The sequence below is a fragment of the Methylobacterium sp. CM6244 genome, assembly GCF_054817885.1.
Genome location: NZ_CM139247.1, coordinates 3695382 through 3720844, shown reverse-complemented (window position 1 = coordinate 3720844; position 25463 = coordinate 3695382). Strand labels below are relative to the sequence as shown.

Sequence of the window (25463 nt, the reverse complement as noted above, 5' to 3'; positions counted from 1 at the left end):
AGCCGATGCACGGGGGACCGGGGATAGTTAGTGAGCGCTCGCGAGTTTCATGGTCACGAGTCCTGAGACGATGAGGACAGCCGCGATCATGCGGGTGAGGCTGGCTTCCTCTCCGAGGACCGTAACGCCGACCACGAAAGCGCCGATCGCGCCGATACCCGTCCAGATCGTGTAGGCAGTCCCCAGCGGCAGCGTTCGCATGGCCATGGCCAACAGCCCGAAGCTTCCGACCATCGCCACCAAGGTGATGACCGTCGGCCAGAGGCGGGTGAAGCCGTCCGACTGCTTCATCATGGATGCCCAGACGATCTCGAGGACACCGGCAATTCCGAGATAGACCCAAGCCATATCGGCCCTCTGCTTCAAGGGCCGGGCCGTCCCGGACTTCGACCCTGCAGGAGGGGGAGGACGTGGCCTCGCGAGTGCCTAATTAGCGAGCAGAATGCTTATTTTCAAGGCGGAAAGTGCCGGTCATCCCGAAACGGGAATGGCGGCCCCTGAGATGCCGCCGCGCAGGAACACGCCTGTTCCATCCTTTCGACTGGACGATGGAGACCCCTCGCTCGCGCGTCGTCATTTTGCCGACCGCATCCGCGTAGGCTGTCGCGCCAGGAACGAACCGCGCTCCGCGATCTTCTCTGAAAGACAGCAGCCCGTGGGAGAGCACAATGGACGACGATCGCGTCTGGTCCTTCGAGAAGAGTCTCTGGACCGGTGGGACGGACCATTACCGTGAACTGGTCGACGACGAATGCCTGATGGTGCTGCCGCAACCCCCCTTCGTGCTGAGCGGCTCGCAGGCCATCGAGGCCGTCGCGAACACGCCCCGCTGGTCGGAGGTCGAGCTTTCCGGGGGACAAATCTCTCGTCCGCAGGAAGGGCTGATCGTCATCGCCTATCATGCGAAGGCCTCAAGGGACGGCGAGACCTATCTGGCGCATTGCACCTCGACCTATCGCCGGCTGTCACACGAGGTCTGGCGCGTGGTTCAGCACCAGCAGACGCCGCCGCTGGTCGGCTCCACGGCCGAGAAGGCCGCCGGATAGGGACGGCCATCCTCGACATCCGGACCCTGCGCTCGACGCCCGAGAGCGGCGAGTCAGGCTTCCAGCGCAGCGCCCTGTCGCTCGAAACTGGCGAGGTCGAAATAATCGCGCCATTCCGTAATCGCGCCGTTGCCAACGCGCATGCTGCCCATGGTGGGAAGGGTGATGCGGCCGCCGTTCCGGTCGGTGAAGAGATCGAGCCTCTCGGTCAGAACCGTATCGCCATCGTTTGCAATGTGCAGGAGCTGCCACTCGACACGAATGCGACTGCCGACCCCGAAGGTCTTATGGAAGCTCCGCGCGTTCTCCCGACCACGGATCTCCGGCAGCGGGATGTTGTGGTAGACGACGTCCTCGGCAAGGAGATCGATCGCGTCATCGAAGCGATCTGCGTTGATGCGTTCGAAGAACAGACGCACCAGGGCGACCTCGGGGGTGTCTTCGATCATTGCGTGCCTCGTTGTCCCTCAATCGGCGTCGCCGGTCGGCGACCGAGCTTTGAACGAGACCGCGCATGGCGCCGGCAGCCGATCGACGCTGCCGGACGATCCTCACGGTCGGCGGACCACGTCACCGCAGCCCTCGTGCAGGGGAGAACCTACCCCCTCACGAAGGCGAGAATGTCGGCGTTGAGCGTGTCGGCATTGACGGTCAGCATGCCGTGGCTGAAGCCGGGATAGGTCTTCAGGGTCCCGTTCCGGAGGAGCTTGATCGATTCCCGCGCCGCCGCCCCGATCGGCACGATCTGGTCGTCCTCGCCGTGCAGAACGAGGGTCGGGACGGTGATCGACGTCAGGTCGTCGCGCTGGTCGGTTTCCGAGAAGGCCGCAATGCCGTCGTAATGTGCCTTGGCACTGCCCATCATGCCTTGGCGCCACCAATTCGTGATCACGCCGGGCTGCACCGTCGCGCCATCGCGATTGAAGCCGTAGAAGGGCCCTGTCGGCACGTCGATGAAGAATTGCGCCCGGTTGGCGGCGAGCGCCTGACGGAAACCGTCGAAGACCTCGACCGGCAGGCCGCTCGGATTGTCGGCGGTCTCGAGCATGAGCGGCGTCACGGCGCTGACGAGCACGACCTTGGCGACGCGGCCGTCCGGTTGACCGTGCCGGGCGACATAGCGGGCGACCTCACCGCCCCCGGTGGAATGGCCGACATGGACGGCGTCGCGCAGGTCGAGGTGCCGGACGACGGCGGCCGCATCCGCGGCGTAAGCGTCCATCGTGTGCCCATCAGAGACCTGCGCCGAGCGACCGTGACCGCGCCTGTCATGTGCGACCACCCGGAAACCCTTCGCGAGGAAGAAGAGCATCTGCGTGTCCCAATCGTCGGAGGAGAGCGGCCAGCCATGGTGGAAGACGATGGCTGGCGCATCTCTCGGCCCCCAATCCTTGAAGAAGATGTCGACGCCGTCGGATGTAGAGACGTAGGGCATGGTCGTGTTCCTGCTGTTTGCCGAAGCAGTACGGATCGATGGAGCGTAGAGCGGGGGTCGTTTCAGGGGTGTGACAAGGCTGTTGTGCTTGGCCGCATCGTCATCAAGCGAACCTGACGAGGTTGAGGGCCGGCAATGGCCCCCCTGGGAACTGTGCAAGACGGCCGCCATCCGCGAGAGAACCGAGGTCGATGCCGAAGAAGCCGAGCCGGTCGATGAGCGTACGAACCGTCGCTTTCGCCTCGGCATCGTCGCCTGAATAGAAGAGGACGCGCCGACCGCCTTCGCTGGCCGGATCGCCTGCCAGGAGCGGTGGCCGGACATGGTTGAACGCCTTCACCACCCGGGCGCCGGGGACCAGGGTGGCGACGATCTCGGAGGACGAAACGCCCCCGAGATCCACCGGCTCGAACGACGGTGTCTCGATCGGATTGTTGGCGTCCACCACGATCCGGCCGCCGAAATCCGGCAGGCCGCCCAGCGCAGTCGGCAGCTTCGACCAATTGACCGCGACGATGATCATGTCCCGGGCGGCGGCGTCCTCGCGCGTGCCGGGCGTGATCGTCGGGCCTAACGAAGCAATGGCCTCGGCGAGGCTGTCTGGACCGCGACTGTTCGCGAGGATCGCCGGAATCCCGTGCCGAGCGAGGGCGCTGGCAATGGCACGGCCGATCTGGCCGGCGCCGATGATGCCGATGGAGGGCATGGAGAGGTGTCCTTGCGAGGGAGGTCGAGAGGAGGCGTCAGGCGGATTGGCCACCGTCGACATTCAGTGTGGCGCCCGTGACGTACCCGGCGTCGGGACCGACGAGGAACGCGACCGCTCCGGCGATATCCTCCGGACGGCCGTAGCGGCCGAGGGCCGCGAGGCCCTTCAGTGTCGTGGCGAAGGGGCCGTCCTCGGGGTTCATCTCGGTGTCGATCGCACCCGGCTGGACGAGGTTGACGGTGATGTCGCGGGGACCGAGATCCCGTGCCCAGCCCCGCGTGTAAGCCGCCACGGCCGCCTTCGTGGCGACGTAGTCCGCCGCACCCGCGAAGGGGACATGCACGGCCCCTGTCGTGCCGATCGAGACGATGCGTCCCCCATGCGTCATCAGCGGAACGGCAGCGCGGACCGCGGCGGCGACGCCCTTCACGTTGATATCGAGTTGCCGATCGAACGCGGCACGGTCGGCTTCCGGATCGTCCACCATGCCGGTGACGAAGACGCCGGCCGAATTGACCAGGATGTCGAGCCGACCGAACGTGGCATGCGTCTGGCGGACCAGGCCGGCGACCTCGGATGCGTCAGCCTGGTCGGCCCTGATGGCGATGGCGCGGCGTCCCGATGCCGTCAATTCGGCGACGATCCGGTCGGCCCGCTCCCGCGATGCGGAATAGCTGAAGGCCAGATCGGCGCCGTCACGCGCGAGACGACGAACGATGGCGGCGCCGATGCCACGCGATCCGCCGGTGACAAGGGCCACCTTGCCGGCGAGCGGTTGCGGGTCCTGGCCCATGATGCTGCTCCTGTCCTCTTGGTTGGAGCGAATATGGCCGAGGTATTGCGCTTGGTTTAGCCGGGATCGGGTTGCTACACCTTCAATCATCCCTTGAAGGTGGCATCGTGGAAACCCTGGCGAACCTGGAATCCTTCATCCGCAGCGCGGAGCACGGCAGCTTCTCCGAGGCCGCCCGGCGCTTGTCGCTGACTCCGGCCGCCGTCAGCCGGAACGTCGCCGTGCTGGAGCGGAACCTCGGTGTGCGGCTGTTTCATCGTTCGACGCGGAAGCTGAGTCTGACGGAAGCGGGCGAAACCTTCCGCCTCGCCGTCGCGGACAATCTGGAAGGCATCCAGGCGGCCATCGCCGGGATCGCCACCGCCGGCGGCGAACCGGCCGGTACCCTGAAAGTCAGCATGGCCCTGACATTCGGCACGATGCACATCCTGCCGCTCTTGCCGCCGTTCCTCGAACGCTATCCTCTGATCCGCCCGGAATGGCATTTCGAGAACCGTCGGGTCGATCTCGTCACGGAGGGCTACGACGCCGCGATCGGTGCCGGGTTCGACCTGGCGCCCGGTCTCATCGCTCATGCTCTGGCCCCCGCGCACGTCATCGCGGTCGCCTCGCCGGCCTACATGGAAGGCCGCCCACGTCCCGACGATCCGACCGGGCTTCAACCGCTCCAAGGCATCGTCCAGCGTTCGCTCCGGACCGGCCGCCTCCAGCAATGGACCATGCGCAATCCCGCAGGCGAGGACATGCCAGCGCACCTGTCTGCGACCATGGTCGTCAACGACCCGGCGGCGATGCAGGAAGCGGCTCTTCTCGGGCTGGGCGTCACCATGCTGGCGGTGCCCGACGTCCTGCCGGCATTGGAGGCGGGCCGCCTGATCCAGCTGGTGCCGGGGTGGTATGCCGATGCGGGAGCGATCTCGCTCTATTACGCCAGCCGAACCCTGCTGCCTGCCAAGACCCGCGCATTCGTCGACTGGGTCATCGAGGCGTTCAGGAATCGGCGTCTCGCCGAGCGCTTCGCGGGGCACCGTCTCTAGGTTCGTGTGTCCTGCACCAGGCCGGTGTCCTGTACTAGGCAGATGTCCTGGCACCGACGTCCGACGTGGCATGGCGCCCGATCCGGCCGGATACGGACGCCATGGGCCGGCATGGCCCTAGAGCTGCGCCCGGCCACCTTGGGTCGGGTGCGGCTCTAGGGCTTTGTTTTGCCGCGCTCTTTTTCGCCGAACCGGCAGCCATTTCGGCGGTGAGCGCTCTAGTTCGGGATCAGCTCGCGGGCCGGGCCGCCCGTCTCCTGGCCACGGGCCTGGGCATAGCCCGGCAGAGCCGGGTTCTTGGCGTTTCCGCTGTCGGTGTCCGGCCCGCCGAGCCAATACGCGAATTGCGCCGGCGCCGGGATCGAGCCGGTGATCGTCGGGCTCTCCATCCGATGCGGGGTGGGCCGGGCCTCAGAGGCCCCGGTCAGGGCGGCGAGCGTGCAGGCGGACGCGAAAACGACGGCCGAAAAGGTCTTGATCATCGTCATGTCAGGTCTCCGGTGATTCCTGCTCGATCCGATCTCGTCGAGCAGTGATGCCGGACAGACGACGTCTTCGTCTGCTTATTCCATGACCCTATCGAAAAATTCCAACGCTATGATCGGGACCATATCCCGTGAACGAATACTCGGTGCCGGGTGCGAAGTTTTTCGTGCAGACGTGGAATAAACACGATTTCGCGGCGTCCATGCCCCTGTCGCCGGCCCCGAAATCCGTTCGGTCCGGCCAGCGTGCCGACTGGAGCCCCGCCCATGCCAGGAGACAGGAGATGATGGACATGATGCGCCTCATCGAGCCGCTGATCCCGGCCCTGCGCCGCTACGCGCACGCCCTCCTGCGCAACCCGACCGATGCCGACGATCTGGTGCAGGATTGCCTCGAGCGGGCCGTCACCCGCTGGCACCAGCGCCAGGCCGACGGCGACGCGCGGACCTGGCTCTTCGCCATCCTCCACAATCTCGCCGTGACGCAGATGCGCCAGCGCGCCCGCCGCGGCGCCCACATGCCGATCGAGGACACGGCGGAGGCGAACCTCGCGGTGGCGCCGACGCAGGAGAGCGGCCTGCGCCACCGGGACCTGATGACGGCGCTCGACGCGCTGCCGGAAGAGCAGCGCAGCGTGCTCCTTCTGGTGACGGTGGAGGGCCTGTCCTACGCCGAGACCGCCGACATCCTCGCGATTCCGACCGGGACCGTGATGTCCCGCCTGTCCCGAGCCCGGGACCGGATGATCCAGTCGATGGACGGCACCGAAGCCTCCGTCCCCGCCAAGCGCCCGCTCCTGCGGAGGGTGAAATGAGCATGCGTCCGATCGGTGACGACGATCTCCAGGGCCTCGTGGACGAGCGGCTCGATACGGCGCGGAAGCGTGAGGTCGAGGCCTATCTCGACTCCCATCCCGAGGCGCGGATCCGGGTCGAGCGCATGGTCGCCCTGCGTGAGGACATGCGGTCCGCCTTCGCGCCCATCGCCGCCGAGCCGGTGCCGGCCCGGCTGAACCTGGCGCGCATCGTCGAGGCGCGCCGCCGGCCGGCACATCCGATCTGGCAGGCTTCTCCGATCTGGCAGGCGATGGCGGCGGGGCTGCTGCTCCTCGTCGGAGGCGCCGGTGGCTGGGGCCTGCGTGAGGTGGTCTCGCCCGTGCCCACCGGCATCGAGGCGCTGGCCCAGTCCGCGAGCGTGAACTACGCGGTCTATGCGCCCGACCACACCCGCCCCGTCGAGCTCGCCGCTGCCGACCGCGACGAACTCGCCGGCTGGTTTTCCGCCCGGATGAAGCGGCCGGTGGCCGTGCCGGACCTGAGCGGCTCCGGCTACCGCCTCATGGGCGGGCGTCTCGTCGCCACGCAGCAGGGACCCGCCGGGCTGCTGATGTACGACGATGGGCACGGCGCGCGCTTCGTCATGTTGATGCGGCCCATGAGCGTTCCCGGCGACGCGCCGATGCGCGCCCACACGACGGAGACGTCGAACGGCTACGCCTGGGCCCAGGACGGGCTCGGCTACAGCCTCGTGGGTGCGGCCGACCCCACGATCCTGCACCCCCTCGCCAACGAGATCCGCCGCGCCACCGCGAAAGCCATCTGAAGGCCCGACATGTCCCTCCTGAACGACCTCACCGGGGCCGATCCGGCCTTGAGCCCGCGTGCCGCTGGTCTCCGCCTCGCCGCCATCGGGGCGCTCGTCGCCGGCACGACGGGGGCCTTCGCCTATGCGGGCGGCTGGCTCTCTCCGGGGGACCTGACCCAGGCGCGGATCGTCGACCGCTTCGAGCAGGTGAATGGCCCCCATCCGGGCTTTCGGCGCAACCACGCCAAAGGGCTCTGCCTCGCCGGGCGCTTCGAGAGCAGCGGCCGGGGCGCGCATGTGTCGACGGCGTCGCTCTTCACTGCGGGACAGGTCACGCCCGTCACCGGCCGCATCGCGCTGGCGGGCGGCCAGCCCTATGCGGCGGACGCGGCCACGACGGTGCGCAGCCTCGCGCTGCGTTTCCACCTTCCCGACGGCGAGGAATGGCGCACCGGCAACAACGACATTCCGGTCTTCCCGGTCCGCAGCCCGGAGGGGTTCTACGCGCAGCTTCTCGCCGCCAAGCCCGATCCGGCGACAGGCAAGCCCGATCCCGAGGCGCTCAAGGCGTTCTTCGCCGCGCATCCCGAGAGCGCGAAAGCGTCTTCCCTGATCAAGGCGCGAACCATCACCTCAGGCTTTGCCGACGACACCTTCCGGAGCCTGAACGCCTTCCGGTTCATCGCCGCGGACGGGACCCGGACGCCGGTGCGCTGGGCGTTCGTGCCGGAACGGGCCGCGACGGCGGAGAACCCGGCCCAGAGGGCTCGCGCGGACAAGAACGTTCTGTTCGACGACTTCGACTCTGCCGTCCGCCGGGCGCCCGTGCGGTGGCATCTCGTCGTCACCCTGGGGCAGCCCGGCGACCCCACGGCGGATGCGACGCTTCCCTGGCCGGTCGAGCGGCAGAGCCTGGACGTCGGGACCGTGATCGTCGCGGACACGCAGCCGGAAGCGGACGGCAATTGCCGCGACGTCAATTTCGATCCTCTCGTCCTGCCCGCAGGCATCGTGGGATCGGACGATCCACTGCTCAGCGCCCGTTCGGCGGCCTATTCGCAATCCTTCACGCGCCGCGCCGGCGAACCGAAAACGCCGAGCGCCGTCCAGAACACGCCAGCATCGGGAGCCGGATTGTGAGCCACACCGCGCGCTTCAACCTGCCGGCCCGGCTGCTGCACTGGACCATGGCGGCCCTGATCCTCGCCATGCTGTTCATCGGCGTGGCGATGGTGACCTCGCTGGCGCATTACCACACCCTGGTCGCGCTGCACCGCCCACTCGGGATCGGCATCCTGGTCCTCGCGCTGCTGCGCCTGCTCAACCGCTGGCGCCATCCCCCGCCCGACCTGCCGTCGGACCTTCCGGGCTGGCAGCGGCGGGCGGCTCATGTCTCGCACGTCTTGCTCTATGGATTGATGCTCGCTCTGCCGCTGGTCGGCTGGGCGATGCTGTCGGCGGCCGGCTATCCAATCGGGCTCGCCGGCTCCCTCGTCCTGCCGCCGATCCTGCCGCGCGATTCAAGCCTCTATGCGTGGCTCCGTCCGCTTCACACACTCCTGGCCTACACCCTGTTCGGTCTCGTCCTCGCCCATCTGGGGGCGGCCCTGATGCACGGTTTGATCCGCCGGGATGGCGTCTTCTCCAGCATGGTCGCGCGCCCGACGGCGTCCCGGTCCCAGTAACGTCGAGGCAGGCTGCAAGGCGAAACACGGTGAACGATCGCGCAACGGGCAGGGTGCTCATCGCCGGCGGCGGCATCGAGGGCCTGGCCATCAACCTGCCGGGCAACGCGGTCCAGGCTCTCGGCCAACTCGGCCTGGAAGACGCGCTCCGCTCGCGCAGCGGGCGGAGTGGGGCACGGTCGATCCGCGCTACGAAGCGCTGCGCCGGCCCCGCGTGGCCCATGTCCAGGCCATGACCGATCGCCTGTCCCGCACCGCGCGGATGCCGGGCTGGGCCGGAAACCTCCTGCTTCCCGTGATCGGCCCGCGCAGCTACCGCGCGACTTACTCGCCGTTCCGCACGCCGGTCTCGGTCTGAGCTTGGCTGCGGCGATTGCTCGGCCTCCTCGCGGTCGAGGTTCTCGGCCTTGGTGCGGCGCAGGCCGGTCCGGCCCATGAGAACCGCGGCAGGATCGGTTCTTTGGCCCGGCGGCACATAAAAGCGCCTCCAGCAAAAAATGGAGCGCACCCTCTAGACGACCGGTCTAATTCAGGCTAGTTATGGGTCATGGCACGCGTCACCGCACATACCGACACACGACAGGGCATCCTCGATACCGCCTACGGCCTCGTGGGCGCGAAGGGTTTCTCAGGGGTCGGTCTCAATGAGATCCTGGCCACGGCCGGCGTGCCCAAGGGGTCGTTCTACCACTATTTCGGCTCGAAGGAGGCCTTCGGCGAGGCTCTTCTGGCGGATTACTTCGAAAGCTACCTCGCCGATCTCGACACAACCCTCGCTGAGCCCGGCTTGAGCCATGCCGAGCGACTGATGAACTACTGGCGGAAATGGCAGGCAACGCAGGGAAGCATCGACGACCAGCGCAAGTGCCTCGCGGTGAAGCTCGCGGCGGAGGTCTCGGACCTGTCCGAGGCCATGCGCCTTGCCCTCAAGAGCGGGACCACCGGGATCATCGAACGCCTGTCGGGAGCGATCGCGGCGGGCGTGGCGGAGGGCTCGCTCACAGTCGAGGGCGAGCCGCGGACGATCGCCGAGATGCTCTACCACGTCTGGCTGGGTGCGAGCCTGATGGCCAAGATCGTCCGGACCGACGCACCGTTCGAGGCTGCCATGGGGACGACCCGGCGCATCCTCGGCCTCAGCTTCGCATTGACCCCCCCCCCCCCCCTCATTCCGACGTTGCCGAGAACCACCTTTTACCAGGCCCAAAAACGAGACGACCGGTCTATTTTTTTACCGGCAGACAATCACCTTCCTCGGGCCGGCCGGCGAACAGAACCCAGATGGAGAAAACCCATGCCCCACCACACGAAGACATCTGTTGCCGCGACCCTCCCCTTTGCCGGGCTGATGGCGTTCCTGACCATGCCGGAAGCAACTGCGCAGGAACGGATCACCCTGGAGACGATCGGCGCCGTCCGCATGGCCCGGTTCGAGGAGGTCCGTGGCGCGAGCCCGGAACTCCGCCCCTCGCAGGCGGCGCCGGTGCGAGATCCGGCCACGGGACGCACCGCAAAGGCGCGATAGCGCCGGTCCACCTTCCCCGAGCCGCCACAGTGCGGACCCGGCGAAAGGCCCGATAACCCAAGACGTCCTGCTCACCCCAAGCGAAAGATCCGGAGAACAACGATGAAGATCCTCATGGTGCTGACCTCGCACGACCGCCTCGGCGATACCGGCCGGAAGACCGGCTTCTGGCTGGAGGAACTCGCGGCCCCCTACTACGTGTTCAAGGATGCGGGTGCGGAGGTGGTCCTGGTGTCGCCCGAGGGCGGCCGCCCACCGCTCGATCCGAAGAGCGCCGAGCCGAGCTTCCAGACCGACACGACGCGCCGCTTCGAAGCCGACGCGGCGGCCATGGCGGTCCTCGCCGAGACGGGCAGGCTCGACGCCGTCGGCCACGAGGGCTTCGACGCCGTCTTCTATCCCGGCGGTCACGGGCCCCTCTGGGACCTCGCAGAGGACCCGGCCTCGATCAGGCTCATCGAAACGACGCTCGGCGCCGGCAAGCCCGTAGCCCTGGTCTGTCACGCCCCCGGCGTCCTGCGCCATGCCAAGGCGGAAGGCGGGAAGCCCCTCGTCGAAGGCCGGAACGTCACCGGCTTCACGAACACCGAGGAGGAGGCCGTCGGTCTCACCCAGGTGGTTCCATTCCTGGTCGAGGACGAGCTCAAGCGGAACGGAGGCCTCTACGCCAAGGGAGCCGATTGGGGACCCTTCGTCGTCACGGACGGCCTGCTCGTCACCGGCCAGAACCCGGCCTCCTCCGGCCCAGCCGCCGAGCGCCTCGTCGCCCACCTCGCGAACCGCTGAGGATGTGGGCGCCCGAGGTGGCGCCCGCACCCGACCACCCGCTCGAACCATGATCGTCGCTTGGCCGAGCCAGCGCGATCCGGCCGCACCGGCGGTCTCGAAGGATCTCATCCCATGGCCACCGACATCCTCTTCTCGGACGCGACCCGTCTCGCAGAGCTGATCCGCACCCGGCAGGTCTCGCCTGTCGAGGTGGTGCAGGCCCATCTCGACCGCATCGCGGCGGTCGATTCCAAGATCAACGCGATCGTTACCATCGCGGAGAATGCGCTTTCCGTCGCGAAGGAGGCCGAGGCAGCGGTCATGGCTGGCAGGGAACTCGGCCCCCTGCACGGCGTGCCGTTCACCGTCAAGGATTCCATCGACACCGCCGGCGTGATGACCCAGCGCGGCTCACCCATCTTCAAGGGCCGCACCCCCGACACCGACGCGACCAGCGTCGCCCGCATGAAGAAGGCCGGCGGCATCCTGCTCGCCAAGACCAACCTGCCGGAGTTCTCCTACTGGATCGAGAGCGACAACCTGCTCTCCGGCCGCTCGAACAATCCTTGGGATCTCACCCGCACACCGGGCGGATCGAGCGGCGGCGAGTCGGCGGCCATCGCGGCGGGCATGTCGCCGCTGGGCCTCGGCACCGACCTCGCCATCTCGGTACGCGGACCGGCGGCGCAGACCGGCATCGTCTCCCTGAAGGGGACCCATGGGCGCGTGCCGATGACCGGCATCTGGCCACGGGCGCCCCGCCGCTTCTGGCATGTCGGGCCGATGGCGCGCAGCATCCGCGACCTCGCGCTCGCCTTCTCGCAACTGGCCGGCCCCGATGGACTGGACGCCTTCGCGACCGGCGCCGTCCCGTTCGACGCCGGTATCGGCGCCGCGCCGGACCGCAAGCTTCGCGTCGGCTGGATGGTCGGGCCGGGCTTTGGTCCCATCGACACGGAGGTGGTGGCGACCGTCAAGGCGGCGGCCGAGGCGCTCAAGGGCGAGGGGCACCCCGTCGAGGAGGTCCACATCCCGGCACTGGAGCGCGACTTCGCCCTCGACGTGTTCAACAAGCTCCACGTCATGGAGATGAAGCCGGCCTTCCGGGAGGCGACCGCCGGGCACGAGGACCAGATGTACACGATGGCCAAGACCATGCTGTCGCTGCCCGACACCTCGATGGAGGACTACATCGCGGCCGAGCAGGCGGCGGAGCGTCTCCGGGACGGCTATGCGACCTACTTCCGAGATTACGACGTCCTTCTCACCCCGGTGCTGCCGGTGCCGGCGCACGAACACGGCATCACCGAACTCGTCGTCAACGGCGAGACGGTCGACCTGACCTACCTGCAGGGCGCGACGGTGCCCCTGAACGTGACGGGCTTGCCCGGGCTGTCGATGCGCTTCGGGACCAGCCGGGAGGGTCTGCCCATCAACGTGCAGTTGGTGGGGCGCTGGCAGGCAGAGACCACGATCCTGCACGCCGCCGCGGTACTGGAGAGCGTCAGCACAGTCCGCGGCCTGCACCCGAGCCTTTGACGGGCGGGAACCTGCCGGAGAGCGCTTCGGGGTCCCCGGCCATGACCGGAGGTCGAACGGCGGAAATGCCTGCTCGAAAAGGGCATGGGCGGGGCTAGGGGCGACGGGGCACGAGGTATCCGGTCCCCGGGAAGCTGGAGATCATCCGGCTGGTCGAGCCGTCTCACCTGCCGGTACGGGCCACCCTGGAGAAACCCGGTATCTCGCGTGCCACCTTCTACCGCCGGTACGCGGCCCACCGGAGCGGCAGCCCCGAGGCCCTGCCAACCGCCCTGCCCTCACATCTGCTTCCACGACCTGCAGCACAGCCACGCGACGCAGATGTCGACGAGCGGCATCCACCCCAAGATCGCGCAGGAGCGCCTCGGCCATTCCAGCATCGGCATCGCCCTCGATCTGTACTCCCGCGTGATGCCCGGAATGCAGAAGGATGCCGCCGCGAAGGTTGACGCTGCCATGCGCGCCGCCATAGACAAGGCGGCCGGATGATTGGGTATAAATCCGGCTGCGACGGACGAAGAATCCAAGCATCCGCGAAGGCAAATGATCTAGCCTGCGCAACGGCTTGGAAGGGTGGCCGAGTGGTTTAAGGCAGCGGTCTTGAAAACCGCCGTGGGGGCAACTCCACCGTGGGTTCGAATCCCACCCCTTCCGCCAGATGGCTCTGAATACTAAGGGAAATTCGGTTCGGGGTGTCTCCCACCCTACCAGTTACCCCACCGGCGAACATAATCCGGGATTAGAAGACCTAGCTCAGGTTCTGCGAGCGGACCTCGACACCGGTCAATTCCACTGGCTGGTAGGGCAGCGTGCCGGCCATGTCGCTGGGTTCGCGAACGATAGAGGCTATGTCCTCGTCCGCCTATGGAAGCGCAATTACCGCGCTCACCGTCTCATGTGGCTGTTTGCCCATGAGCAATGGCCCGCTCAAGGCATCGACCATATCAACGGCGACCGCGGCGACAACCGCATCGCGAACCTTCGCGAATGCGATCAATCGCAAAACATGGAGAACGTCCACAAGCGGAAGCGTTCTGCCTGCGGCTTCGCAGGCACGGTTTATGACCCTGTCAGAAAGCGGTTCAAGGCCACGATCACGGTTCGCGGCAAGAGGCACCGGCTCGGGTATTTCAAGACGGGCGAGGCGGCGGCCGAAGCTTACGAGCGAGCGAAGGCCGACCTGCATCAGTTTGCCAACGAGACGGCCCTTCGCACCGGAGGGACGGTCTGATGGGCATCCGCATCGCCGCCCTCTACGTTCAGCCCGACGGCTGCTATGCGAACCTTCCCGGCGTCGATGTCTGGGACCAAGCGCGTGACGCTCGGACCTATGCCGGCCCGCATCCCGTCGTCTGCCATTCACCGTGCCAGCGCTGGGGGCGGTTTTGGCACGGCAGCACCCGCAAGCCGCACCAGTATGAGAAGGGCGCGGACGACGGCTGCTTTGCCGCGGCCCTGGCTTCGGTGCGTCGGTGGGGCGGAGTTCTGGAGCACCCGGCCGAGAGCCACGCCTGGGCTGCGTTCAATCTGAACCGGCCGCCGCGGGCGGGTGGATGGGTCTCCGCCGACATGTACGGCGGATGGACCTGCTACGTCGAACAGGGTCACTACGGGCACTTCTCGCGCAAGCCGACATGGCTCTACGCGGTCGGCACCGTTCTGCCCGACCTGACATGGGGACCGGCCGAACAGCGCCTGCATCCGATTGCCCTGGAGCGATACGGCTACGCGAAGGCCCGTCGGATCGGCATGGCCGCAATGATCGGCGGCAAGGACAAGACGAAGATCCGTGAAGCGACGCCGCTCCCGTTCCGGGACGTGATGCTGTCGATCGCTCGCTCCGCTGTCATCACCTCGGAGGCCGCAGCATGACCCCCCTCTCTCTCCTCCTCGCCGCAGGCTTGCCCACGCCTTCGACGTCCTCGGATTTGATCGTCACGTCCCGACCCGACATGGACGCAGCGACACCCACAAGCTGGATCACAGCGCGCTCGATATCGGCCGGCAGATCCTCGGCAAGGACGGCGACGCCATTGACCTCTTTCGGCTCACCCGGAAGCAGCCAACCGGCCTCGTAGTCGATCGCCAGCCGAGAGCCGCGCCAGCACGTGCGCTCACCAGCTAGTGGTTGAGCCCTGACGGTTGAGTCCGCGTAGGGTTTTGGTTTGTGGCCCATCCTGCGAGTCTGGCGGGATGCGCAGTGGCATCTCTTTCACGCTCTCCACCTCGGATCGTCTTCGGCTCGAAGCACTCGTTGCGGATCGAAACACGTCGCAGAAGCACGTCTGGCGCGCCCGCATCGTGCTGCTGAGCGCCGATGGGTTGGGGACGCATGCGATCATGCGTGAGGCGGGCGTGTCCAAGACGGTGGTCTGGCGCTGGCAGGACCGCTTCGCGCAGGAGGGCGTCGATGGGCTCCTTCGGGACAAGACGCGGCCGGCGCGCATCCCGCCGCTGGGGCCGGAGGTGGCGGCGCGCGTGGTGGCTCTAACGCAAGGAGAACCACCCGGCGAGACCACGCATTGGACGGCCGCCGCCATGAGCAAGGCCACGGCCATCAGCGTCTCGTCGGTGCAGCGGATCTGGCGGGGGCACGGCCTACAGCCGCATCGAGTCCGGCAATTCAAGCTCTCCACCGACCCGGCCTTCGCCGCCAAACTGCGCGACGTCGTCGGGCTCTACGTCGATCCGCCCGCGCATGCCGTTGTCCTCTCGGTCGACGAGAAGAGCCAGATCCAGGCGCTCGCCCGCACGCAGGCCCCGTTGCCGATGAAGCCGGGCCAGCCAACGACGCGCACCCACGATTACAAGCGCCACGGCACGACGACCCTGTTTGCCGCCCTGGACGTGCTGGAGGGCAAGGTGATCGGCCGCTGCATGCAGCGCCACCGGCATCAGGAGTTCATCCGCTTCCTCAACGCGGTCGAGGCGGCGGTTCCGGCGGGCAAGATCGTCCACGCGATCCTGGACAACTATGCCGTCCACAAGCACCCGAAGGTCCGTGCCTGGCTCGACCGCCACCCGCGATGGACCTTCCACTTCACCCCGACCTCAGCCTCGTGGCTCAATGCCGTCGAGGGCTTCTTCGCCAAGCTCGCAAAACGCCGGCTCCGACGTGGCGTGTTCGGATCGCTCATCGAGGTGCAGGCCGCCATCAAACGCTTCATCGCCGAGAGCAACGGCGACCCGAAGCCCTTCGTCTGGACCGCCGACCCAGATCGCATCATCCAGGCCGCAAAGCGCGGGCACCAAGTGTTAGACTCGCACCACTAGGGTCAGGAAAACTTCGCGCCCGCCAACGACCTCAAAGGCCTCTGGGGCATAGGTGGTGCCGTCGATGAAGGCGCCGAGAATGCGAACGATCGGCCCGCGGTCGAGGAGGATGCCGCCATCGTCCGTGCGATAGCCGCAGAGATCAATCCGCTCGCGCACGGTCTCCCGACCGAACACGCGGCGGCAGTAGGAAGCGGCTTGCTGCGAGGCTTGGTCGATGAACCGATCCACTTGGCGATCAGCAACGGACCCAATCGTGAGTCCGAGGTCAGACGTCGCGTTCTCCAGCGTGGTCAACCGCTTCGAACTCGATGGAATCAAGGCAGTGACACTCATGGCTAGGCTTTCGCGAAGGCCTGCCAAGCGGCTGCCTATTTTGGAGAGGATTGCAGACCTATCTGCCACAAAAACAGGCTTCGCAGGATCGCTGCTCTATTTAGACAACGACCCAGTACAAGATTTGGTCGGCTGCCCTGACGCGATCCCTTTGATGCAGGCATCAATAGCCTGAGCCCAGATCGCATAGCCTGCGCTTGTCAGATGCAGGCCGTCCCTCGTCATCTCGTCCGCGAGTTGGCCTTTAGGTGCAAGCTCTCGGTTCAAGTCATAGAAGGGTGCCTGACCCTGTTGCGCTAACACCTGGATGCGCGAGTTAAGGTCGAAGATCATCGCATTGATGTCGGGGCGACGCGCCGGGTTAACAGAAACCGTACTTTGGAAGACCACTGGGATTCCTGCGTCACGCAGTCGGGAAGATATCGCGCTGATGGCCTGCATCGTGGCCTCTGGCGATGCCCCCGACTTCAAGTCGTTCACTCCTACCATGAGGAAAACGGCAGCCGGGCGCTCCTCAATGACACGATCCAGGCGACGTAATAAATCTCCGGCACCTTCACCGCCCACGCCGCGATTGCGCACATCAAGTGGGAAAAACCGACGCGCCCAGTTGCCTTGCTCGGTGAGCGAGTCGCCAAGCATGATGATCGCGCGGCCTCTATCAAATAGCTCCGGCCCAACTGCCCATATGATGCCTGCCACAGCAATCGCCGCGCTCGTGATCAGGAGCCATTGACCCAGAGCGAGACGAATCACGGTTGAACGACCGCCAATCTCGACTGCCTCACGTTCCGGCCCCATGCGAGAGCGGGTCGCTCGATCCACCGTGAAGCGACAGCCGCTGGCCTGCCCCCTGAAAAGTGGTCCTCCCTGAGGTATGGCTGTGAGCCATGTGGAGGATGTCATCATGGGACGGAAGAAGCATACGGCTGAAGAGATTGTTGCCAAGCTGCGCCAAGTGGATGTTCTGGTCTCACAGGGTCGCAAGGTGGCGGAAGCGATCCGGTCCATCGAGGTGACCGAGGTTACGTATTATCGCTGGCGCTCTGAGTACGGCGGCCTGAAGGGTGACCAGGTCAAGCGGCTGAAGTCCCTGGAGACGGAGAACCAACGCCTTCGTCGGGCGATCTCCGACCTGACCTTGGAGAAGCTCATCCTCAAGGAGGCCGCATCGGGAAACTTCTGAGCCCGGCTCGCCGCCGGGCTTGTGTCGACTACGTCGTTGCCGAGCATGGCGTGTCGCAACGCTTTGCCTGCCGTGTCCTGGGACAGCATCGTTCGACCCAACGCAAGTGTGCTGTGGCGGTCGAGGACGAGGCCACTCTGACGGCCGCCATCATCGCCCTGGCTCTGCAGTATGGGCGCTACGGCTACCGTCGGATCACGGCTTTGCTGCAGCGTGACGGCTGGACGGTAAACGTGAAGCGGGTCGAACGGATCTGGCGACGAGAGGGGCTCAAGGTCCCGGCTCGGCAACCGAAGCGAGCGCGTCTCTGGCTCAACGACGGTTCCTGTCTGCGACTACGGCCGGAGCACCCCGACCACGTCTGGTCCTACGACTTTGTCGAGCACCGCACGCACAACGGGCGCAAGTACCGAATGCTGAATGTGATCGACGAGTTCACCCGCGAGTGCTTGGCAATCCGGGTCGCTCGTAAGCTCAAGGCGCTGGATGTGATCGACGTGCTCTCAGACCTGTTCAGTCTTCGCAGGGTGCCCGGTCACATCCGCTCGGACAACGGGCCGGAGTTCATCGCCAAGGCTGTTCAGGACTGGATCGCGGCGGTTGGATCAGTGACCGCCTACATCGAGCCGGGCAGTCCATGGGAGAACGGGTACTGCGAGAGCTTCAACGCGAAGCTCCGCGACGAACTCCTCAACGGCGAGGTGTTCTACACCCTCAAGGAAGCCAGTGTCGTCATCGAGCAGTGGCGGAAAGACTACAATACTATCCGACCGCACTCGTCGCTGGGCTACCAGCCACCTGCAACAGAGGTTGTTATCTGGCCAGCGGAACCAAGTGGCTCAGCGCCGCTCGCTCACCCCGCCATCGTCACGCGACCGACGATGCACTAACTTCGAACTTGGGCCACCGCATGGGGGCAGGCCAGATATTGCAGTCGATGGCGTCGAAATCGGCTTTTGGCACAGAACACTCGCGATCGTGACCCCGGCAGCCGATCTGAGCCACAATCCTTGCATCCGGCAAGTGGGTTTGGTCCCTTTTCGCCCCACGTCGTGGCTACGATTGGCCCATGAGCGATCCGCGATTACCCCACCTGACCGCGCTGGCCCGGAAGAGCCTCTGGCTCTCGACCTGGATCATCCACAACGCCAACCACCTCCGCGCCTCGGCGGACGGGTTGAAGGTGGGCGGCCACCAGGCCTCCTCGGCCTCGCTCTGCGCGATCATGACGACGCTCTACGGCGCCGTGCTGCACCCGGAAGACCGGGTCGCGGTGAAGCCCCATGCGAGCCCGGTCTTCCACGCCCTGCAATACCTGTTCGGCCAGCAGACCCGTGAGAAGCTGGAGAACTTCCGCGGCTTCGGCGGCGCCCAGTCCTATCCGTCGCGCACCAAGGACGTGGACGACGTCGACTTCTCCACGGGCTCGGTCGGCCTCGGCGTGGCGCAGACGCTCTTCGCGTCGCTGACGCAGGATTACGTACGGGCGAAGGGGTGGGGCAGCGAGCGGCCCGAGGGCAAGATGGTCGCCCTCATCGGCGATGCCGAGATGGACGAAGGCAACATCTTCGAGGCCCTGCTGGAGGGCTGGAAGCACGGCCTGCGCAACACCTGGTGGATCGTCGACTACAACCACCAGAGCCTCGACGCGGTGGTGCGCGAGGGATTGTGGTCGAAGTTCGAGGCGATGTTCCGCAATTTCGGCTGGGACGTCGTCGTGCTCCGCCACGGCACGCTCCAGCGCGCCGCCTTCGCGGAACCGGGCGGCGGGCGCCTGAAGGACTGGATCGAGTCCTGCCCGAACCAGACCTATTCGGCGCTGGCCTTCCAGGGCGGCGCGGCCTGGCGTCGGCGCCTCACGGAGGAACTCGGCGACCAGGGCGACGTTTCGGCCCTGATCGACCGGCGCTCGGATGCGGAACTCGCCGCACTGATGGGCAATCTCGGCGGCCACGACCTGCCCATGCTGCTGGAGGCCTTCGAGGCGGCCCGCACCCATGACCGTCCGGTCTGCTTCATCGCCTACACGATCAAGGGCCACGGCCTGCCGCTCGCCGGCCACAAGGACAACCATGCGGGCCTGCTGACCCCGACCCAGGTCGAGGGCTTCCGGGCCGAGATGGGCATCCGGCCCGGCCGCGAATGGGACCCTTTCGAGGGCCTCGACATCGCGCCGGAGGCCATGCGGCGCTTCCTCGCCGAGGTGCCCTTCGTCCAGCGGGGGCGCCGCCGCTACGAGGCCCCGGCGATCCCGGTGCCGGAGCGCTTCGCGACTCCGAGGCAGGCCTCGCTCTCGACCCAAGCCGGGTTCGGCCTGCTGATGCACGAGATCGCCAAGACCGACGGCGCCTTCGCGGCGCGCATCGTCACCACCTCGCCCGACGTCACGGTCTCGACCAATCTCGGTGCCTGGGTGAACCGGCGTGGCCTCTTCGCCAAGCAAGCCATGGCCGACCTCTTCCGCCAGGAGCGCATTCCCTCGACCTTCAACTGGACCTTCTCGCCCACCGGCCAGCACCTCGAACTCGGCATCGCCGAATCGAACCTGTTCACCGCGCTCTCGGCGCTCGGCCTGTCGCACGCGATCTTCGGCGAGCGCCTGCTGCCGGTGGGCACCCTCTACGATCCCTTCATCGAGCGCGGCTTGGACGCCCTGAACTACGCCTGCTACCAGGATGCGCGCTTCATCCTGGTGGCGACGCCGGCCGGCATCACCCTCGCCCCCGAGGGCGGCGCCCATCAGTCGATCAAGACGCCGCTGATCGGCATGGGCCAGGACGGGCTCTCCGCCTTCGAGCCGGCCTTCGTGGACGAACTCGCCGTGCTGCTGCGCTTCGCCTTCGCGCATATGCAGCGGAGCGGCGCGCCCGAGCCCGACCCGGTCACCTGCCTGCCCGATGCGGCCGGCGGCTCGGCCTATTTCCGGCTCTCGACGCGGGCCGTGGAGCAGCCGGTCCGAGTGATCGATTCGGATCTTGCCGCCGACATGGTGGCGGGGGCCTACTGGCTGCGCCGGCCCGGCCCGAACGCGGAGGTCGTCGTCGCCTATCAGGGCGCCATTGCCCCCGAGGCGATCGCCGCCACGGGCCTGATGGCCGAGGATCGGCGCGATGTCGGCCTCCTCGCCGTTACCTCCGCCGACCGGCTGCAGGCCGGCTGGACCGCTGCGCAAGGGCTGCGCGAGCGGGGGGCGCCGGGCGCGTCGAGCCATATCGAGCGACTGCTCGCCGACGTGCCCAGCCATTGCGGCCTCGTCACCGTCCTCGACGGCCACCCCGCCACCCTCGGCTGGCTCGGCTCGGTGCTGGGTCACCGCACCCGCGCCCTCGGCGTCTCGCATTTTGGGCAGACCGGCACGATCGCCGACCTCCACCGGCATTTCGGCATCGATGCACGGGGCATCGCCACGGCGGCCCAGGCCATCGCCCCAGGTCGCCGGATCCGGCACCTCCAACTCGCTTGAGCCTGACGCCCTCTGCATCCGCATCCGCTTCCTCGCGCTGCACGCCGTTGGCGTGAGCGGTGCCGATGTGGTGCATCTGTCACCGCGTACTCCGGCACCGGTGCCATGCTGGGTTGGCTCGGTGTTGCCCTTGCGGCCTCGAACGTGTTGTTCGGCGGCCTGCAGAAGATCACGGCGGTGCAACTCGGGCTGTCGCCGGTCCTGATGGCGGCATCCAATTCCTCCGGGGGCGTAATAGGCAAGATGATCGACGCGCAGTCCATCGTCGTCGCCTCCACTGCGACGCAGTGGTACGGCACTGAGGCGAGGATATTGCGCTACGACATCTTCCAATCGATCGCGCTTGCCTGCCTCGTCGGTGTGCTGGTGATGCCGCAAACCTATCTGCCGTCCTTCACAGCCATGGTCCCGGCGCATTGAAACCTGCTAGAGCGCTCACCGCCGAAGTGGATGCCGGTTCGGCGATAAGAGAGCGCAGATCTTGGCAGGGGGCGCAGGAGCGCCCCCGCTTCTTTCCTTCATTCGGCGATGGCGCGACGCGCCCGCGGAGACCCACGATGCGTCTGAGCGACTGTCACAGCTTCCACGATTTCCGCCGCATGGCGCAGGCGCGCCTGCCGGGACCGATCTTCGACTACATCGACGGGGCAGCGGACGACGAAGTGACCTACCGGCGCAACACCGCCGCATTCGAGACTTGCCAACTCGTCCCCAACGTCCTGCGTGGCGTGGGCGAGATCGACATGTCCGTGACGGTGATGGGCCAGAAGCTCGCCATGCCGGTCTATTGCTCGCCGACCGCCTTGCAGCGGCTGTTCCACCACGAGGGCGAGCGGGCCGTCGCCGCTGCGGCCGGCAAGCATGGAACGATGTTCGGCGTATCCTCCCTCGGGACGGTGAGCCTGGAAGAGGCACGCCGGATCAGCAGCGGTCCGCAGGTCTATCAGTTTTATTTCCACAAGGACCGCGGCCTGAACCGCGCGATGATGGAACGGGCCAAGCAGGCGGGTATCGAGGTGATGATGCTGACGGTCGACAGCATCACGGGCGGCAACCGCGAACGCGACAAGCGGACGGGCTTCTCCATCCCGTTTCGCCTGACCCTCGCCGGGATGATGCAGTTCGCGGTGAAGCCGGCCTGGGCGATCAACTACCTGACCCACGAGAGCTTCAAGCTGCCTCAGCTCGACGGCCATGTGGACATGGGTGGGGGGGCGCTCTCGATCAGCCGCTACTTCACCGAGATGCTCGATCCCTGCCTGTCATGGGACGACGTGGCCGCCATGGTTCGGGAATGGGGCGGCCAGTTCTGCCTGAAAGGCGTGATGTCGGTGGATGATGCCAAGCGCGCGGTCGAGATCGGCTGCACCGGTATCGTGCTGTCGAATCACGGCGGACGCCAGCTCGATGGCTCCTGCTCGGCATTCGATCAGCTCGCGGAGATCGTGGACGCGGTCGGCGACCGGATCGACGTGATCATGGATGGGGGCGTTCAGCGCGGTACCCACGTGTTGAAGGCCCTGTCACTCGGCGCGAAGGCGGTCGGCCTGGGTCGGTACTACCTGTTCCCTCTCGCCGCAGCCGGTCAGCCGGGTGTCGAGCGCGCCCTGGACCTGATGCGGTCCGAGATCGAACGCGACATGAGGTTGATGGGCTGCGCGTCCATCGACCAGCTGACGCGCAGCAACCTGCGGTTTGTCTGAGAGGGATACCGTCCCTTCCCGATGCCCGATTTCCGAGAACGTTGGGGATCGGGTGTCATGGGATCCGTTCGCGTAAGATGGACGGGGCGGTGTCGTAGGAGCCCGCGAGTGCGTCTTCCGGTCGGTCCTTGCATTTGCGGGGAATCCTGATGGGATAGTCATGCGGAAGCCGCCGTCTTGACCCTGACCCACCAAACTGGTCCGCGCTGAGCGCAAGTTTTTCGGGCATCCTGAACCCTGAAGGAGGGTGGATGCCATGCCTCGCAAACGCTTCACGAATGAACAGATCGCCTTCGCCCTGCGGCAGGCGGAGAACGGCGCTTCGGTGGACGAAGTCTGCCGGAAGATGGGCGTCTCCGAGCCGACCTTCTACCGCTGGAAGAAGCAATTCGTCGGCATGGGCGTGCCGGAGATCCGACGGCTCAAGCAGCTGGAGGACGAGAACAGCAAGCTCAAGCGGCTGGTCGCCGATCTGACGCTGGACCGCTCGATGCTGCAGGACGTGCTCAAACGAAAGTGGTGAGGCCCGCCGTTCGCCGTGAAGTCGCCGGTCACTTGCAGGTGACCTACGACATCAGTGAGCGTCGGGCCTGCCAGGCCACCGGCTTCGGCCGCTCGTCCCAGCGTTACAGGAAGCGAGCCGACCCGCAAGTCGCTCTGCGGATGCGGTTGAAGGAGCTGGCCGCCGCACGGGTCCGTTACGGCTACCGGCGGCTGCACATCCTGCTGCGACGGGAGGGCTGGGAGGTGAACCACAAGCGCACCTACCGGATCTACCGCGACGAGGGGCTATCGATCCGGTCAAAGCTGCCTAAGCGTAAGCGAGCTTGGCGTTATCGTCAGGGTCGACCAGGGATCGGTGGGCCCAATGAGGTGTGGGCGATGGACTTCGTATCCGACCGCATCTTCGACGGACGTCCATTCCGGATCTTGACCGTCGTCGATTGCCACACGCGAGAGGCGCTCTCACTCACACCAAGAGCCAACTTCCGCGCCTACCAAGTGACCGAGGCGCTCGACACCTTGGTTAAGCTGAGGGGACGGCCCAAGAGCTTACGGGTCGACAATGGGCCGGAGTTCGCCGGTCGCATGCTCGACCAGTGGGCCTACCTGAACGGAGTTGAGATCGACTTCTCCCGACCGGGCAAGCCGACCGACAACGCCTACATCGAGTCGTTCAACGGCCGCCTACGGGCGGAATGCCTGAACGCTTCGTGGTTCCTGTCGCTAGCGGATGCTCGCGAGCGCATTGAGGACTGGAGGTGCCACTACAACGAAGATCGCCCCCACACGGCCCTGGGCGGCTTGACGCCCCGAGCCTTCGCCGACCAAGCTGTCACAGCCCGAGAGCTTGCATAGGCCGTGGACCACAAACGGGGTCAACTCCAGTCTCCCGCTCGAACCTTTATGCGCCCGGATCCAACTTATGGGGGCGGTCCACCGATGGATCGCGCGAACCCCAGCCGTTCCATGCCTGTCCCCATTCCGGCCGCCGCCCTCGCCTCGAAAGCGGCCGAGCTTCCCTCCAGACGCTTCATCGTTGGACAGGACCCGCAGGGGAACTGGGTCGCCATGGAAGTCCACGGCCTCGGCGGCGGTCTGTTCCGCACACGGCACGATGCGCTGCACTATGCGACCGACATCACCGGCCATCGTCCGGATGCGGTGGTGATGTCGGCCGACCGCATCGAACTTCTTCTATGAGATCGGCGCCGTTCGGCATGCGACCGGCCCGGAGCCGGCGGGCGCGGTGTATCCGTCATCCGGCTGCGCGCGCCCCCTCGCCTCTCGACGCGCCGGGCGCGTACGGCCTCGAAGCCACGGGGCTTCGGCGTGAGCCACCTGGAACGCCCATCCCGAGGCCTGTCCGTCACGAGAGGCGGACAGGAATGCTGGCTCTGAGCCGCGTTGAGGATCTGCGAGAGCCACACGATGAAGTCCCGACCCGGATTGGTCCCGAATTCGAACCGCTCCTGGTTAGACTGCGAACATCAGGTCCCACCGCCTGCGCGAGCGTGCCAGATCGGCGGCCGCCAGTGCTTCGGGCAGGTCTGCCAGGGTCACCGCGGCGCAGGAGCAGGTTTTCAAGTCGCGTATTCCCAGGGTTCGCTTTGGCCGTTCTCAGTTGTCGGAATGCACCGAGCGGTTCATGGCGATGATCTCGGCATGGCTGGGGTTGGGACCGAGCTTTCCCATGAGGCCGTAGACCCGGTTCAAGGTCTTCAGAGCCTCTCCCTTCACCGCGGCGAGCAGGGCCTTGTGCATCGTCTCCGCGTCGTAGTCGCAGCAATAACTCGGGGTGGCGGGCTGCTGACGCCAGGATTCCGCCAGCATTCCGGCATCCACCGGGTCGAAGCCGATCTGGTCCACGATGCCCATGACGGTCCGCTTCGCGGCATCGTCATCGCCGGCCACGGCGACGGCGATCCGGTCGGGCGCACCCGCCGGACGACCGAGTTCGGCGAGGGAATGGGCGAGGATGTTGTTGAACGCCTTGATGATGGGGCGGCCGATCTGCTCCGACACCCAGACGCTCTCCGTCTTCCCGGCGTCGAGTTCGGCGATCTGCGGATCGCGCAGGCCGGGATAGTAATTGCCCGTATCGACGATCGGAGTGGCCGCGGGCAAGCCGTCGAACAGGTCCTTCGGCAGCGTCGCCACGGCGGGGAACGGGATCGACAGGATCACGAGGTCCGCGCCCTCGACGGCGCCACGGATATCGACCGGAGTCGCGCGGATCTCCTGGGCGAAGGCGCGGACGCCGTCGGGCCCCTTGGAATTCGCGACGCGGACCTCGTGCCTTGCCGCGCTGAGCTTGCGGGCGAGCGTGCCGCCGATATTGCCGGTGCCGATGACGCCGATCTTCATGCCTGGTTCCTTTGCAGTTGGATGGAT

At 66.5% G+C, this 25463-nt stretch carries 29 protein-coding genes, 1 tRNA gene and 3 pseudogenes; 23 read left to right on the top strand and 10 right to left on the bottom strand.

The genetic code is table 11. The annotated features are described in order from the left end of the window. Window positions 1–27 precede the first annotated feature (27 nt). The gene (locus ACYQML_RS17390; RefSeq protein ID WP_207411260.1) at window positions 28–348 is read right to left on the bottom strand and encodes a DMT family transporter; all 321 of its coding nucleotides are present in this window, start codon (window positions 346–348) and stop codon (window positions 28–30) included. A gap of 320 nt (window positions 349–668) precedes the next feature. Here ACYQML_RS17390 and ACYQML_RS17385 point away from each other — a divergent pair, with 320 nt between their 5' ends. Then, on the top strand, window positions 669–1046 hold the full coding sequence (locus tag ACYQML_RS17385; RefSeq protein ID WP_056425830.1) for a hypothetical protein: 378 nt from the start codon (window positions 669–671) through the stop codon (window positions 1044–1046). 53 nt (window positions 1047–1099) lie between these two features. Here the strand turns inward: ACYQML_RS17385 and ACYQML_RS17380 are convergent, their stop codons facing one another. The 4 genes from ACYQML_RS17380 to ACYQML_RS17365 form a co-directional block, all read right to left on the bottom strand. Continuing rightward, a complete protein-coding gene (locus ACYQML_RS17380) occupies window positions 1100–1495 on the bottom strand; it encodes a limonene-1,2-epoxide hydrolase family protein (protein WP_056425833.1) in 396 nt (131 codons plus the stop codon). A 149-nt stretch (window positions 1496–1644) separates the two neighbouring features. Then, complete coding sequence (locus ACYQML_RS17375) at window positions 1645–2481, bottom strand: alpha/beta fold hydrolase (RefSeq protein ID WP_056425836.1); 837 nt, start codon at window positions 2479–2481, stop codon at window positions 1645–1647. A gap of 103 nt (window positions 2482–2584) precedes the next feature. Further along, a complete protein-coding gene (locus tag ACYQML_RS17370; protein ID WP_056425840.1) occupies window positions 2585–3187 on the bottom strand; it encodes an NADPH-dependent F420 reductase in 603 nt (200 codons plus the stop codon). Between the two features lie 37 nt (window positions 3188–3224). After that, a complete protein-coding gene (locus tag ACYQML_RS17365; RefSeq protein ID WP_056425843.1) occupies window positions 3225–3983 on the bottom strand; it encodes an SDR family oxidoreductase in 759 nt (252 codons plus the stop codon). A gap of 107 nt (window positions 3984–4090) precedes the next feature. Between ACYQML_RS17365 and ACYQML_RS17360 the strand changes: the two genes are divergently transcribed. After that, window positions 4091–5020: a LysR family transcriptional regulator gene (locus ACYQML_RS17360; RefSeq protein WP_056425846.1), complete on the top strand. Its 930-nt coding sequence runs from the start codon at window positions 4091–4093 to the stop codon at window positions 5018–5020. Between the two features lie 218 nt (window positions 5021–5238). Here ACYQML_RS17360 and ACYQML_RS17355 read toward each other — a convergent pair whose 3' ends face one another. Beyond that, complete coding sequence (locus ACYQML_RS17355; RefSeq protein ID WP_056425849.1) at window positions 5239–5508, bottom strand: hypothetical protein; 270 nt, start codon at window positions 5506–5508, stop codon at window positions 5239–5241. 281 nt (window positions 5509–5789) lie between these two features. Here ACYQML_RS17355 and ACYQML_RS17350 point away from each other — a divergent pair, with 281 nt between their 5' ends. The 14 genes and pseudogenes from ACYQML_RS17350 to ACYQML_RS17285 all read left to right on the top strand — a co-directional run bounded on the left by ACYQML_RS17350 (window position 5790) and on the right by ACYQML_RS17285 (window position 14479). After that, on the top strand, window positions 5790–6320 hold the full coding sequence (locus tag ACYQML_RS17350; RefSeq protein WP_056425944.1) for a sigma-70 family RNA polymerase sigma factor: 531 nt from the start codon (window positions 5790–5792) through the stop codon (window positions 6318–6320). Next, window positions 6317–7108 carry an anti-sigma factor family protein gene (locus ACYQML_RS17345; RefSeq protein WP_056425855.1) on the top strand — a complete coding sequence of 264 codons (792 nt, stop codon included), beginning with the start codon at window positions 6317–6319 and terminating at the stop codon, window positions 7106–7108. Before ACYQML_RS17350 ends, ACYQML_RS17345 begins: the two co-directional genes overlap by 4 nt. A 9-nt stretch (window positions 7109–7117) precedes the next feature. Further along, window positions 7118–8230 carry a catalase family peroxidase gene (locus ACYQML_RS17340; RefSeq protein ID WP_056425858.1) on the top strand — a complete coding sequence of 371 codons (1113 nt, stop codon included), beginning with the start codon at window positions 7118–7120 and terminating at the stop codon, window positions 8228–8230. Next, a complete protein-coding gene (locus tag ACYQML_RS17335; protein WP_056425861.1) occupies window positions 8227–8775 on the top strand; it encodes a cytochrome b in 549 nt (182 codons plus the stop codon). Before ACYQML_RS17340 ends, ACYQML_RS17335 begins: the two co-directional genes overlap by 4 nt. A 29-nt stretch (window positions 8776–8804) precedes the next feature. Continuing rightward, the gene (locus tag ACYQML_RS17330; RefSeq protein WP_162239892.1) at window positions 8805–9011 is read left to right on the top strand and encodes a hypothetical protein; all 207 of its coding nucleotides are present in this window, start codon (window positions 8805–8807) and stop codon (window positions 9009–9011) included. Continuing rightward, entirely contained in the window at window positions 9008–9133 is a 126-nt protein-coding gene (locus ACYQML_RS17325; protein ID WP_280136547.1) for a hypothetical protein, read from the top strand. Before ACYQML_RS17330 ends, ACYQML_RS17325 begins: the two co-directional genes overlap by 4 nt. 189 nt (window positions 9134–9322) lie before the next feature. After that, window positions 9323–9916, top strand: a pseudogene (locus ACYQML_RS17320) (TetR/AcrR family transcriptional regulator); the annotation flags it as partial. A gap of 486 nt (window positions 9917–10402) precedes the next feature. Then, window positions 10403–11086 (top strand): type 1 glutamine amidotransferase domain-containing protein, encoded by a 684-nt coding sequence (locus ACYQML_RS17315; RefSeq protein WP_056425876.1) that lies wholly within the window; start codon window positions 10403–10405, stop codon window positions 11084–11086. A gap of 114 nt (window positions 11087–11200) precedes the next feature. Then, on the top strand, window positions 11201–12607 hold the full coding sequence (locus tag ACYQML_RS17310) for an amidase (RefSeq protein WP_056425879.1): 1407 nt from the start codon (window positions 11201–11203) through the stop codon (window positions 12605–12607). A 98-nt stretch (window positions 12608–12705) separates the two neighbouring features. Then, window positions 12706–12870 (top strand): annotated as a pseudogene (locus tag ACYQML_RS17305) (IS3 family transposase); the annotation flags it as partial. A 58-nt stretch (window positions 12871–12928) separates the two neighbouring features. Beyond that, entirely contained in the window at window positions 12929–13096 is a 168-nt protein-coding gene (locus tag ACYQML_RS17300) for a hypothetical protein (protein ID WP_210348250.1), read from the top strand. Window positions 13097–13174: 78 nt separating this feature from the next. After that, window positions 13175–13264 (top strand) — tRNA-Ser (locus ACYQML_RS17295). Window position 13265: 1 nt separating this feature from the next. After that, window positions 13266–13838 carry an HNH endonuclease signature motif containing protein gene (locus ACYQML_RS17290; RefSeq protein WP_461233536.1) on the top strand — a complete coding sequence of 191 codons (573 nt, stop codon included), beginning with the start codon at window positions 13266–13268 and terminating at the stop codon, window positions 13836–13838. Then, a complete protein-coding gene (locus ACYQML_RS17285; RefSeq protein WP_056425886.1) occupies window positions 13838–14479 on the top strand; it encodes a hypothetical protein in 642 nt (213 codons plus the stop codon). Before ACYQML_RS17290 ends, ACYQML_RS17285 begins: the two co-directional genes overlap by 1 nt. On the opposite strand, the gene ACYQML_RS17280 is transcribed toward ACYQML_RS17285, so the two are convergent. Then, entirely contained in the window at window positions 14457–14783 is a 327-nt protein-coding gene (locus tag ACYQML_RS17280) for a hypothetical protein (RefSeq protein WP_461233535.1), read from the bottom strand. The genes ACYQML_RS17285 and ACYQML_RS17280 overlap by 23 nt on opposite strands. Before the next feature lie 17 nt (window positions 14784–14800). Between ACYQML_RS17280 and ACYQML_RS17275 the strand changes: the two genes are divergently transcribed. After that, the gene (locus tag ACYQML_RS17275) at window positions 14801–15880 is read left to right on the top strand and encodes an IS630 family transposase (protein WP_056425902.1); all 1080 of its coding nucleotides are present in this window, start codon (window positions 14801–14803) and stop codon (window positions 15878–15880) included. Here the strand turns inward: ACYQML_RS17275 and ACYQML_RS17270 are convergent. Both ACYQML_RS17270 and ACYQML_RS17265 read right to left on the bottom strand, forming a co-directional pair. Beyond that, complete coding sequence (locus ACYQML_RS17270) at window positions 15863–16177, bottom strand: hypothetical protein (RefSeq protein WP_461233534.1); 315 nt, start codon at window positions 16175–16177, stop codon at window positions 15863–15865. The genes ACYQML_RS17275 and ACYQML_RS17270 overlap by 18 nt on opposite strands. Window positions 16178–16312: 135 nt before the next feature. Further along, window positions 16313–17017 carry a GDSL-type esterase/lipase family protein gene (locus ACYQML_RS17265; RefSeq protein ID WP_461233533.1) on the bottom strand — a complete coding sequence of 235 codons (705 nt, stop codon included), beginning with the start codon at window positions 17015–17017 and terminating at the stop codon, window positions 16313–16315. A 106-nt stretch (window positions 17018–17123) separates the two neighbouring features. On the opposite strand from ACYQML_RS17265, the gene ACYQML_RS17260 reads away from it, so the two are divergent. From ACYQML_RS17260 to ACYQML_RS17235, 6 genes and pseudogenes are all read left to right on the top strand, one after another. Then, a protein-coding gene (locus ACYQML_RS17260) for an IS3 family transposase (RefSeq protein WP_461233532.1) occupies window positions 17124–18292 on the top strand; the annotation gives its coding sequence in 2 pieces (ribosomal slippage) (window positions 17124–17388 and window positions 17388–18292; 1170 coding nt in all). Window positions 18293–18471: 179 nt separating this feature from the next. Further along, window positions 18472–20865, top strand: coding sequence for a transketolase (locus ACYQML_RS17255; protein WP_461233531.1), 2394 nt, complete (start codon window positions 18472–18474; stop codon window positions 20863–20865). Between the two features lie 87 nt (window positions 20866–20952). Further along, window positions 20953–21285, top strand: a pseudogene (locus tag ACYQML_RS17250) (L-lactate permease); the annotation flags it as partial. A gap of 137 nt (window positions 21286–21422) precedes the next feature. Beyond that, a complete protein-coding gene (locus tag ACYQML_RS17245) occupies window positions 21423–22568 on the top strand; it encodes an alpha-hydroxy acid oxidase (RefSeq protein ID WP_056434198.1) in 1146 nt (381 codons plus the stop codon). Between the two features lie 256 nt (window positions 22569–22824). After that, window positions 22825–23927, top strand: a protein-coding gene (locus ACYQML_RS17240; protein ID WP_156629548.1) for an IS3 family transposase whose coding sequence is annotated in 2 segments (ribosomal slippage) — window positions 22825–23086 and window positions 23086–23927 — 1104 coding nt in all. Because the reading frame shifts where the segments join, the coding sequence is not laid out codon by codon here. A 111-nt stretch (window positions 23928–24038) separates the two neighbouring features. After that, window positions 24039–24272, top strand: coding sequence for a hypothetical protein (locus ACYQML_RS17235; protein WP_461233530.1), 234 nt, complete (start codon window positions 24039–24041; stop codon window positions 24270–24272). 417 nt (window positions 24273–24689) lie between these two features. On the opposite strand, the gene ACYQML_RS17230 is transcribed toward ACYQML_RS17235, so the two are convergent. Further along, on the bottom strand, window positions 24690–25436 hold the full coding sequence (locus ACYQML_RS17230) for an NADPH-dependent F420 reductase (RefSeq protein ID WP_461233529.1): 747 nt from the start codon (window positions 25434–25436) through the stop codon (window positions 24690–24692). Between the last annotated feature and the right edge of the window lie 27 nt (window positions 25437–25463).